Source organism: Colwellia sp. F1 (genome assembly GCF_056238625.1).
Map to the genome: position 1 here is coordinate 126,753 of NZ_JBWDLI010000002.1, position 12,083 is coordinate 138,835.

General features: G+C 41.0%; 8 protein-coding genes. 1 reads left to right on the plus strand and 7 read right to left on the minus strand.

Annotated elements, in window-relative coordinates; all coding sequences use genetic code 11:
• Window positions 1-172 precede the first annotated feature (172 nt).
• The 7 genes from AC0UA9_RS02350 to AC0UA9_RS02380 all read right to left on the minus strand — a co-directional run bounded on the left by AC0UA9_RS02350 (window position 173) and on the right by AC0UA9_RS02380 (window position 10,530).
• Entirely contained in the window at window positions 173-2,449 is a 2,277-nt protein-coding gene (locus AC0UA9_RS02350) for a heavy metal translocating P-type ATPase (RefSeq protein ID WP_475656481.1), read from the minus strand.
• 36 nt (window positions 2,450-2,485) lie between these two features.
• Window positions 2,486-5,626 (minus strand): efflux RND transporter permease subunit, encoded by a 3,141-nt coding sequence (locus tag AC0UA9_RS02355; protein WP_475656484.1) that lies wholly within the window; start codon window positions 5,624-5,626, stop codon window positions 2,486-2,488.
• A 2-nt stretch (window positions 5,627-5,628) separates the two neighbouring features.
• Entirely contained in the window at window positions 5,629-7,134 is a 1,506-nt protein-coding gene (locus AC0UA9_RS02360; RefSeq protein WP_475656487.1) for an efflux RND transporter periplasmic adaptor subunit, read from the minus strand.
• A gap of 47 nt (window positions 7,135-7,181) precedes the next feature.
• Window positions 7,182-8,630 (minus strand): TolC family protein, encoded by a 1,449-nt coding sequence (locus tag AC0UA9_RS02365; RefSeq protein ID WP_475656489.1) that lies wholly within the window; start codon window positions 8,628-8,630, stop codon window positions 7,182-7,184.
• 44 nt (window positions 8,631-8,674) lie between these two features.
• Window positions 8,675-9,199 (minus strand): DUF411 domain-containing protein, encoded by a 525-nt coding sequence (locus AC0UA9_RS02370; RefSeq protein ID WP_475656491.1) that lies wholly within the window; start codon window positions 9,197-9,199, stop codon window positions 8,675-8,677.
• A 381-nt stretch (window positions 9,200-9,580) separates the two neighbouring features.
• On the minus strand, window positions 9,581-9,913 hold the full coding sequence (locus tag AC0UA9_RS02375; RefSeq protein WP_475656493.1) for a hypothetical protein: 333 nt from the start codon (window positions 9,911-9,913) through the stop codon (window positions 9,581-9,583).
• Window positions 9,914-10,032: 119 nt separating this feature from the next.
• A complete protein-coding gene (locus AC0UA9_RS02380; RefSeq protein WP_475656495.1) occupies window positions 10,033-10,530 on the minus strand; it encodes a hypothetical protein in 498 nt (165 codons plus the stop codon).
• Between the two features lie 64 nt (window positions 10,531-10,594).
• Here AC0UA9_RS02380 and cls point away from each other — a divergent pair, with 64 nt between their 5' ends.
• Window positions 10,595-12,061 carry a cardiolipin synthase gene (gene cls, locus AC0UA9_RS02385; RefSeq protein ID WP_475656498.1) on the plus strand — a complete coding sequence of 489 codons (1,467 nt, stop codon included), beginning with the start codon at window positions 10,595-10,597 and terminating at the stop codon, window positions 12,059-12,061.
• The last annotated feature ends 22 nt before the right edge of the window (window positions 12,062-12,083 follow it).

The window sequence follows — 12,083 nt, forward strand, 5'->3', positions numbered from 1 at the left end:
CCACCCTATAATTAAACAAATTAAGCCTAAGCCAATTAAATTTACGATTAACATACCTCTCCTCTTCCTTTTCTGCTGATTATACCCAAACTAGCTAATCATGCTTGGGTGTGAGTCCAAAAACTAACGTTAATTTTGCTTATTGCTACTCACTAAAATACCACGAACGTTTTTAATGCTCTTTAGGTTTAAAAAAACGTAACCGGTTAGCATTACTCACGACCGTTAACGATGAAAAAGCCATTGCTGCTCCCGCAATCACTGGGTTTAGCATCAAGCCAAATACTGGGTAAAATACCCCTGCCGCAAACGGCACACCGGCAACATTATAAATAAAGGCACCAAAAAGGTTTTGTTTAATATTACGCAATGTTGCTTTACTGACGGCAATCGCATCGGCAAGGCCATGGAGTGAGCCGCGCATTAAGGTAATATCAGCACTTTCAATGGCGACATCAGTGCCTGTGCCTATGGCAAAACCAACATTGGCTAAAGCGAGTGCAGGCGCGTCATTAATACCATCGCCAGTCATCCCCACAATTTCACCTTGCGCTTGCAGTTCAGCCACCTTGTCTGACTTTTCATTCGGAAGTACATCAGCAAATACTTCAGTTATCCCTACTGTTTTAGCGACAGCATTCGCGGTTGCGCTATTGTCGCCAGTTAACATAATAATGCGAAGACCATTAGCCTGAAGTCTTTTTATCGCGGCTATTGAATCGGTTTTAATTGGATCTGACACCGCAATAATGGCCGCAAGTCTGTTATCAATTGCTAAATACATCGGCGTTTTCGCTTCTGTGGCTAAGGCTTGTGCTTGTTCAATAGCATCATGTAATACTATGCCATGTTTAAGCATTAACTTTTGGTTGCCAAAGTATATTTTTTGCCCCTTAAAGAGCGCTTCAACACCGTGCCCTGCAATTGCTTGAAACTCGCTGACATTTTCAGGTTCAACACCCTTTTCAATGGCAGAATCAACAATGGCTTGGGCAAGTGGATGTTCCGAAGCACTTTCTATGCTTGCAGCAACGGTTAAAATAGTGCTGTGGGAGTATTGCTTATCCAAAATGATAACATCAGTAACCTTAGGTGCACCTTGGGTAATAGTGCCTGTTTTATCTAACACCATTGCAGTAATTTTAGACGCCGTTTGTAATGCCTCACCATTACGTATTAGTACACCAGCCTCAGCAGCTTTACCCACGCCTACCATAACCGACATAGGTGTTGCTAAGCCAAGGGCGCAAGGACAAGCAATAATTAACACAGTAGTCGCTGAAACAACAGCAAAAGCAATAGTGGGTTCAGGACCAAAGTTTAACCAAACTAAGGCGCTACTCACTGAAATAATCATAATAATTGGTACAAAGTATGCTGAAATTACGTCAGCTAAGCGCCCAATGGGCGGCTTAGAGTTTTGTGCTTTTTTAACCATGTTGATGATTTGTGCTAATGCGGTGTCTTTACCTACGCGAGTAGCTTTAAATAATATTGCACCTGTTTTATTTAAGGTACCGGCAACAACGTCGTCATCATTGGTTTTGTCAACGGGCATAGGCTCACCCGTCAACATCGACTCGTCTATGGAGGTTCGCCCTTGTACAACTATACCATCGACGGGAATTTTCTCGCCAGGTCTTACCCGCACAATATCATTGAGTAACACCTGCTCTATCGCAATATCTACTTCTTTATTATCACGTACTACACGCGCTGTTTTTGCTTGCAAGCCAATTAAGCGTTTTATTGCCTCACTGGTTCTGCCTTTGGCTTTTACTTCAAGAGCTAAACCAAGGTTAATGAGCCCGATGATCATCGCCGTTGCTTCAAAGTAAATATGGCGTGCCATTTCGGGTAATGCCATAGGAAAAAGCACAACAACCATTGAATAAAGCCAAGCGGTGCCTGTGCCTAGTGCAATTAACGTATCCATATTGGCATTATGATTAACGAATGATTTCCATGCACCGAGATAAAAATGCTTACCTGAAAAATACATAATAGCGGCGCATAAGATACCGACGAACAACCAAATGCCACGCTCTACAGATGTCTCAACTGTCATCGGGCCGCCTAAAAGTCCGTAAACCATTAAAGGGGCACCTAAACCGAGGGCGATCCAGACCTGCCTCATTAAGCTGATATAGTGTTGTTCATCGGCAGCTTCTTTTTCGTCAAGCAATTGCTCATCACTACTTTCATTAGTACTTTTTGCATTATAACCGATTGCTTCAATTGCCTTAATAAGTACATCTTCATTAGCGGAACCATTAACTGAAACCGTACGTAGTGCAAAATTCATTTCTGCGCTATCGACACCTTCTACCGCTTTTAGTGCTGTTTCAATTTTACCGACACAACTGGCGCACCCAGCCCCCTCAATGATTAGCGCTTGGTTATAATTTTGTTGTGTATGACTAGCAATGCTCTGTGTTGATTTTTTCATTACTTGTTCCTTTAATTGAGTAACAGATTATACCTGCTATTGATTTTTTAGCGATGAACTACGCCATAAATAAAATAATACCGGTAGAATGAGTAACGTTAACACCATCGCACTCAACATGCCGCCAACCATAGGCGCTGCGATACGGCTCATTACTTCTGAACCCGTGCCGCTACCGTATAAAATAGGCAGTAACCCTACGATAATAGACCCCGCTGTCATCATTACAGGTCGCACCCGCATGCCTGCCCCGTGTAACACCACATTAAAAAGATCAGCTTTGCTTACGGTTTTGCCTTTTAAATGGTGTTCACTAAGCATGGCTTGGTAAGCTTGGTTGAGGTAAACCAGCATGATAACCCCAATTTCTACAGCAACTCCCGCAAGTGCAATAAAACCCACCCCAACTGCTACTGAAAAATTAAACCCTTCCAGATAAATTAACCAAACACTTCCCACCATGGCAAATGGCAAGGTGCCCATGATCATCGCAACTTCAATAATGTTTCTAAAATTTAAATACAGTAAAATAACGATGATAAACAAGGTTAATGGTACCACAACGGTTAATTTAGCTTTAGCACGCTGCATGTATTCATACTGCCCAGCCCAAGTAACTGAATAACCTACAGGTAATAGTAATTTATCCGCCACAATTTTTTCGGCTGCTTCAACATAAGTACCTACATCTACGCCGGCTATATCGACAAACGTCCAGCCATTTAGACGAGCATTTTCAGACTTAATACCGGCGGGACCATCTTCTATCATAATATGAGCAACATCTCCCAAGGCAATTCGCTGCCCGTTTGGCGTAACTATGGGCAATAGCGATAACTGCTCAGGTGAGTTTCTATAGTCTTGAGGGTAGCGCAAGTTCACGGGATAACGCGCTAAACCTTCTACTGTTTGCGTGATATTCACTCCCCCGATAGCCGTTGCGATTAGCTGTTGAATTTGCGCAATATTTAAACCATAACGGGCGGCCTGGTCTCGTTGAATGTCAACTTTAATATAGCGCCCACCAGCAACTCGCTCTGAATACACTGATTCAGTGCCGGTAATCTCAGTTAAAATTGCTTCTAGCTGCTCGCCTATTGTTTGAATAACTGACAAGTCAGGCCCTGCAACCTTAATACCTACCGGCGTCTTTATACCTGTAGCTAGCATATCAATACGTGTTTGAATGGGCATAACCCAAGCATTGGTTAGGCCTGGAATTTTCACTAGCGCATCGAGCTCTTTTTTCAGGGTTTCTGTGGTAACACCTGCCCGCCATTGGTCATGGGGTTTAAACTGGATAAAAGTTTCGATCATAGTAAGCGGTGCAGGATCCGTAGCGGTTTCAGCGCGACCAACTTTACCAAACACCGTTTGCACTTCCGGCACCGTTTTAATCAACTTGTTCGTATGCTGCAGCAGTTGTCGCGCTTCACCAATAGAGATTCCCGGATAAGTGGTTGGCATATACATCAAATCCCCTTCATCTAAAGGGGGAATAAACTCACTGCCTATTTGATCAAGTGGATACATGCCAACAACAAGCACAGCGAATGCGGCAATTAAGGTGGTTTTTGGAAAGCGTAAAGCAGCTTTCAACACTGGCATATAAATAAAAGTTAAGTACTTATTCGCTGGATTCTTATGCTCTGAGAGTATTTTTCCTCGAATAAAGTAACCCATCAATACAGGAACGAGTGTAATGGCCAGTGCCGCTGATGCTGCCATCGCGTAAGTTTTCGTAAACGCTAAGGGGGCAAACATACGCCCTTCTTGCGCCTCTAATGTAAACACAGGTATAAAGCTAACGGTAATAATTAATAAGCAGAAAAATAGCGCGGGGCCAACCTCACTAGCCGAGTTTATTACAACCTGCCATCGGTTTTCATTTGTTAGGGTTTTACCTTCTGCTGTTAAGCGCTCAATATGTTTATGCATGTTTTCGATCATAACAATGGCACCATCAATCATGGCACCGATAGCAATAGCGATACCACCTAACGACATAATATTAGCGTTAAGCCCTTGTAAATGCATAATAATAAAGGCGGTTAATATACCAACCGGTAAACTAATTATTGCCACTAAAGACGAGCGCAGGTGAAACAAAAAAATAATACAAATTAACGCAACAACAGCAAACTCTTCTAACAGTTTATACGCTAAATTATCAACTGCTCGTTCAATTAATGCTGATCGATCATAAACGGGGACTATGTCAACACCTGCTGGCAAACCTTTTTTTAGCTGTTCAAGCTTTTCCTTTACTCGCTGAATCACTTGTTGAGCGTTTTCGCCATAGCGCATAACGACAATACCACCAACCGCTTCGCCTTCGCCATTAAGCTCGGCAACACCACGGCGCATTTGTGGGCCAACACCAATGTCAGCGACATCTTTTAACCGCAATGGAATGCCGTTATTATTAACCCCAAGTGGTATATTTTCTAAGTCGGTCACACTGTTAATATAACCTGTCGCCCTCACCATATATTCAGCTTCTGCCATCTCAACTACTGACGCCCCGATTTCTTGGTTACCTTGTAAAATCGCTGTTTGTATTAATGACAGTGGAATGTTAAAGGCTCGTAATTTATTAGGCTTAACATTTACTTGATATTGTTTAACCATGCCGCCCAACGCACTAACTTCTGATACGCCGGGCACGGTTTGCAATTCAAACTTTAAAAACCAATCCTGTAAACTACGCAATTGGCTTAAATCGTGTTGGCCTGTTTGGTCAATTAACGCATACAAGTAAACCCAGCCAACACCTGTTGCATCAGGACCTAGTTGGGGACGTGCCTCCTTTGGTAAATTTGGGGCAACTTGACTTAAGTATTCCAGTACCCTGGAGCGCGCCCAGTAAAGGTCAGTGTTTTCGTTAAAAATAACGTATACGTATGAGTCACCAAAAAATGAGAAACCCCGTACAGTGACCGCACCTGGTACTGACAACATGGCAGTGGTTAACGGGTAAGTAACTTGATCCTCCACTACTTGTGGCGCTTGGCCAGGGTAACTTGTTTTTATGATAACTTGCACGTCTGATAAATCAGGCAGTGCATCAATTGGGGTTTTACTAATCGAATAAAGACCAGCGCCAACCAGTAAGCATGTGGCCAGTAGCACAAAAAATCGATTAACGACAGACCAGCGAATAATAGCTGTGATCATAGTTATTCTCCTGCGCCATTTTCGTCAGTTGAAGGCATAGGCATGGCGCTGACAATAATGAAGTTCCCCTGCCTAATTTCAAAGGTAAACATCACATAAGCGTGTCTTGAAAATATACTCATATCAACGTTATCATCCACAATAAAGTCAACTCTGTCTGCAGCACGCCCCCATTTTTCAATAGCTTCACGGTCTATAGTTACCATGTTATGGTCAAGCATTACAGATACGACCGTGCCGTTAACGGTAGCAGATGATACATTCGTAGCTGAATTATTTTGCACGCTGCTCTGTTGCACAAGCTCATGATGCATGCGTTTGAAGTCTGATGATTTGCTCGACTCTGAATCAAGTAAAAACTGTGCCGAGCTTACCACTTGTTCCCCCTCACTAAGCCCTGAAAGTATTTCCACATTATCACTGTCATAGCGACCAACAGCTACCGCTACCGATTTAAAGCTTCCTTCACCTAGAGCAAGCACTACTCTGTTTTGTTGGCCAGTTCTGATCAGTGCTTCTTTTGGAATGAGTAACGCTTGTTGTTCTTCGCCGCTGTTAATAGTAATTTGGGCAAACATGTTGGGTTTCAATTCGCCATGCTTATTAGTAAAACGCAAACGGGCTTTTAGTGTTCGCGTGTTGGCATCAAGTGTTGGGTAAATAAAGTCAACCTTACCCTGCCATGTTTTACCCGGTAAATAATCCAGTGTCATGGTTGCAAAGGCCCCCGTTTTTATATAGCCTGCTTGTCTTTCAAAAATTTCTGCTTCAACCCACACTTGAGATAAATCAGCAATAGATAGCAAGGTTAAATCGGGTTTAACATAAAAGCCTTCGCGGATACTGAGTGTTTCAACAACACCACTTTGCGGTGCATAAAAAGTAATCGTTTGCTCAACTTGCTTGGTTTGTTTTAGTTTTTCAATTGCATAGTCTGGTAACTGTAATGCGGTTAACCTCCTTTTAGCTGCGCTAATTAACCGGTTGTTTTTTCTTTCTATTGCCAGTAATAACTCTTCTTGTGCGTTCACTAATTCTGGGGAATAGATATCGTACAATGCTTGCCCTTTTTTAACCGGTTGACCGACAGACTTTACATGGAGTTTTTCTACCCATCCTTGTACACGTGAATGAATATGAATAAATTGGTCTTGGTTGTAAGTGATCAAACCAACGGTGTTAATGCTGTTATTTAATGATTTAACCTTGGCCGTGGCAGTTCTAACGCCTAAGTTATTGACAACATCTGCCGATATTCTGATCGTACCCTCACCGGCATCTGGCCCCTGTTTTGCGTCATCGTATACAGGGACTAAATCCATCCCCATTGGTGATTTACCCGGTTTGTCTCTTTGGTAATTTGCATCCATTGGCGCTACCCAATAAAGCGGCTCTTGTGCTTTTTTGCTAGAGTTTAAGGTATTTTTATCACCCGCCGGTATACTAAGATTATATGCGACAAAGGTAAAAAGACTGCCAAGCAACATGCCTATTATTATCAATTTCATCTGTTTTCCTACCGTACTTTTATCAATATTCATATTCGCGTTAATGCTCATTTTTCTGTGCCAGAAAGCGCAAAACCTTGGCCCTCACCAGTGTGTTTATTATCTAAGTATGGGCTGTCGACAAATAAGTAATTAAGCTCAAGCCGTATTTTTTGTTCTTGCACATTTAAGGTAAGTTGATCTATTTCTGTATTGAGTACTTCAATACGTGAACGAACCACGTCAGAAAAGTCGCCATCATCATTGGTATATGCCGCAAGAGACGCTGCTGCTTGACCACGCACTTGTGGTAAGAATAATGTTTGATAGAGCGTTTGACTTTTGTTTAATTTAAGCAAGCGCCCCTTAGCACTTGCATAGGTACTCAGTAACTGTCGTAATAATAATATTTTTTCAACCTTTACCGCTTCACTTGTTGAAATAGCTGACTTAACCGCTTGGTCTTGCTTATTTTCAGTAAAAAGTGGCAAGTCGAAGGTAAGCCCAATAGACAACAAATCAGCCCTGCTGTTCCCCATGGGGTCATCAGCGCGATAGCCATAACTCGCACTCATTCCCCATTCAGGCTTATATTTTTGCTCCGCTAAAGCAATACCTGATTGCGTTGCTTTTACTTTTTTATCAATAGCAATAACGCTAGGGTGCTGAGCAAAGTACGGTACTAACTTACTTGGCGAAAGCCAGTTAGAGCGATAAATCAAATCAGAGTTAAGTAAGTCAATTTGCGGCAGTTTATGACTAAGCGTTATCGTGTTTAAACGATTGAAGTCGACACTTGAGCCAACCTCAGTAGTTTGACTACTCGCCACTTTATCTATTGCTGATAAATTTACTAACCACTTTGCTAACATGCCTTGATAGCGATTTTCTTGTTGCGCTAGCTGGTTTAACCTATCTTCTAATCGAGTCAGCTCAAGTTGCGCTCTAATAATATCTTGCTGGCGTGTTTTGCCTAATGTTGATGAGTAGTTGGCCTCAGCCACATCAACGAGCTGCTCAAATAGCGCCCTATTTTTTGCTATTAATGCTATGCTTTCCTGTACTCGGTAAGCATCTAACCATAAACTTCCTACGGTAACGGCAACTTTTGACTGGCGATCTTTTCGTTGAAAAGGAAATGCCTCGCTTTGCGTTTTTAACTGCTGACTTTTGATTGATAAGGTATCACCACGCGGCATTACTTGCGTAATACCCACCGTTGCTTGTGTCATACCTTCTTGAGAAAAATCAAAACTGCTTACAGGTACTCCGCCAAAACCAATAGTCACTTTGGGGTCAGGCAGTGAGTTAACAGCAACACTCATCGACTCTAGTGCTTGTTGTTGATGTTTATTCCCGGTAAGCCAAGGATCATTTTTCTGTGCTATCTTCACTGCTTGTTGTAAAGTTAACTGCTGCTTAATAGCTGAATAGAATAGTTTTTCAGCATTCGCTTTACTTATAACCGAAAACACTAAAGCCTTGACTAATAAAAATAAATAAAAGAACTTTATCAAGTGATTACCCAGGCTAGACAGACTATATTTACACAATGTAGCCATTAGAATTGTTCCTCATATGTGTTCACCTGTGCATACACTTGATAAGCACCATTCTTTTTTAAAAGTAATATTTTATAGGGATGAAATTTATCTCCCACTTCCATTCCTGGCGTGCCTACTGGCATCGCAGGAACCGACAAACCAATAACATCGTCTTTATGGTTTTCTGCTAAAAATTGCTGAATATATTTTGCCGGCACATGCCCTTCAAATGCATAGCCGTCTTTTGAAGTTGCCGTATGACAAGAACGGTATCGGGGTGCAATACCTTTTTTATCTTTGATCACTGCAAAGTTTTTCGACGTATGATCGTTTGAGGTAAAGCCCTGGCTGTTCACATGATCAATCCATTTGTCGCAACAAGTGCAGGTAGGGCTTTTATAAACATCAAGCACAACAGTTGCAGCACCATGATCTTGTGCTTGACTCGCATTGACTAACTTATCCTCACCAGAGCAACTGCCAAGTGTAAGTACGATGGTAAAAAATGTAATAAATTTTAATAAAAACTGAATTGAAAACATAACCCCTCCGGTAGGGATATTAAATAATTTTATTTAAGCGAGTTTAATACCAATGTCACTAAACTATTGACCACTTGTGCTGGCTAAACGACGCCATGGCGTGGTTGCTCTCAATCACACACGTTTGCTATTGCTCAAGCAAGCAACTTGCTTGCATTGAGGTAGCTACTTAGGTTATGTCGGAACAAATAACCTGTGCCCTGAAAGGTTTTTCCTAGGCACAACAAGATCACAAAAGTAATAAAACGGGTATAAGATCTCTTTATTGTCTACTTATTGATATGGTTCAAAAGTTAAACTGCTTAACACGAGATAAAAAACTAAAGACATAGTGATATAAAGCTACAATTGAGCCAAATTTTGGACACACTAATGCTGTGTTTAGCTTGCTATTGGAGGACGGTATAAAGAGGTAGCTTGTTGGTTAAGCACCAAGCTCGGATAGGAAAATATTTTAGCGGATAAGGTAATAAGAGGGTTAATTGCTGCTGTGCTCTTGATAAAGGCAGCAACACTTGAACAACCACCACTAAAACAATAACAGGTTTTTGCACAACAATCCTGTGTTGAGTGCTGAATGTCGCTGTTTGACACTGTTGAGTTAACAGTGATATCACTAAATGCATGATGCTGGCTGTGCTCCACCATAGGCATCGCTTGCTCTGTCACTCCTTTCATAGCTATCATATGATAAGACATTGCGTTAGACGCCATCGTTTGGCCAATAAAAGCCAAACAGATTAGCAACACCAATGCCGTATTAGAAAATGCTGTTTTAGAAAGGTTAGCAACCACAAGCTGATTACACAAATAGGATAATGAGTATTATATTGTCATGAATTCTCGCTTTTTTCAATATCTTCAAAAACAAAAGGCGCTTTGTTGGCCTTAGCTCTAATCCAGTTTAGGGATGTTCTCACTGATTTTAGTGCAAGCAAGCGCTGTTCAAGTTTATTTTTACCTGGAAAGGGGATCAAACTAAGACCTATAATAATCGTAAGCAAGCCCTGCCCTGGTAAAAGCAACATGATAATACCAATGACTAACAAACCTATGCCAACCGTTATTTTTACTAAATGAATCAATAAGGCGACACTGTTATCAGTTAGCGTTGGCTTTAGTCGCTTCTTTAATTGAACCGCCTCACTTTTTCTTTCACCTGTTATTATACGAAGAAAGTATCGTGTATCTAACTGTGTAATGAGATAGCTTATTACGATAAAATAAGTTATTGAGGCGACTGTTGTTAACGCAATAGTTAACAAGATAAAGGCCGTGCTAAAGGTATCCGTTAGATAGAAGGTAATGTTGTTATAATATTCTGTCAGCACGTGAGATTCCATTTTTAATTTGTTAGCTGCTTTAACAGCTTACTTACACATTAAGTTGAGTTTTATGCAATTATTTGAAGCACTAGTTCAATGGTTCACTATCCATTGGATAACTATCATCGTTGTTTTTCATATTAGCTTATCGTTTCTTATATCGGTGCATGTACTGTTATTTAAAGAGAACGAACGTACATCGCTTGCTTGGATTGGTCTTGTTATACTTTCACCTGTGGTAGGTAGTTTATTTTATTGGCTATTTGGTATAAATCGTATCAGACGTTCTGCACAAAAAGAACATCCTCACAAAATTAAAAAGAACTTTCGCGCTAAAGAAAAAACGATTAATTTTCATCAATTACCAAAGAACTGGCACTTTTCAATTATTGCCGGTCATACATTACACCCCATCAATTACCTAAAAGGTAACGCTGTTACCCCTCTGATAAATGGTGATACCGCCTACCCAGACATGATCCAATCGATTAACTGTGCTAAACATCATGTTGTATTATCTAGTTATATTTTTGACTACGACTCTCTCGGACGGCAATTTGTTAACGCTTTAGCGCAAGCACAACAACGTGGTGTTGTCGTCAATGTATTACTAGATGGTATTGGCGTAGGTTATAGTTGGCATAAATCAGACCGCGTCTTAAAAAAGCTGGGGGTAAAAACTGCCCGCTTCTTACCTGCCATTTCACTGACTAGTATTCGCTTTATTAACTTAAGAAACCACCGAAAAATACTCTGCGTTGATGGCGAGGTTGCTTATATTGGCGGCATGAATATTAGTCAAAATAACCTGGTTAACTCAGCAAAGCACCCTATTGATGATATTCAGTTTAAAGTAACAGGCCCTGTGATTGACCAAATTAGTCAGGTATTTATTGAAGATTGGTTTTTTGCTACACGTGAATTAATCGAGTTTCCTCACTATCGTGCAAAACAGCACGTAAAGGCATGCACACACGAAAGTGATAAAACAGTTATCGCCCGCGTACTGCAGGATGGCCCTGATGAATACCACAATAGAATCCACTGGACCTTAATTAATGCCTTAGTGTGCGCACAAAAAAGTGTGAAAATAATGACACCTTACTTTATTCCAGACCAAACATTAATGTCTTCGCTGCACGCCGCTGCGTTACGCGGTGTCTCGGTAGAAATTATTATTCCTCACCGCAGTAACATTTTGTTTATTGATTGGGTAATGGAAGCTAACTTTGTGAGAATAATGAGACACGGCATAAAAATATACAAGAATAAACGCCCCTTTGATCACAGTAAAATTGTGATCATTGACGATATTTGGTCGTTTATTGGCTCTACCAATTGGGACGCGAGGAGTTTAGAGTTCAACTTCGAAATTAATTTAGAATGCTTTGATACCAACCTTAATGCCAAGCTAACAAAGTACTTCTCCTTGAAAAAACAAAATGCTAGCCTTGTTCTTAAGGAAGAGATGAATGATATAGCGTTATATAAAAGAATACGGAATAACTTCTTTCGTTTATTTTCACCGTATTTATAACGCACAACTGCATGTAAGGCAG

Bases quoted from the DNA above. Each gene is read 5' to 3' on its own strand.
- AC0UA9_RS02360 (WP_475656487.1), bottom strand. From the start codon at position 7,134: ATGAAATTGATAATAATAGGCATGTTGCTTGGCAGTCTTTTTACCTTT.
- cls (WP_475656498.1), top strand. From the start codon at position 10,595: ATGCAATTATTTGAAGCACTAGTTCAATGGTTCACTATCCATTGGATA.
- AC0UA9_RS02370 (WP_475656491.1), bottom strand. From the start codon at position 9,199: ATGTTTTCAATTCAGTTTTTATTAAAATTTATTACATTTTTTACCATC.
- AC0UA9_RS02375 (WP_475656493.1), bottom strand. From the start codon at position 9,913: ATGGCGTCTAACGCAATGTCTTATCATATGATAGCTATGAAAGGAGTG.
- AC0UA9_RS02350 (WP_475656481.1), bottom strand. From the start codon at position 2,449: ATGAAAAAATCAACACAGAGCATTGCTAGTCATACACAACAAAATTAT.
- AC0UA9_RS02355 (WP_475656484.1), bottom strand. From the start codon at position 5,626: ATGATCACAGCTATTATTCGCTGGTCTGTCGTTAATCGATTTTTTGTG.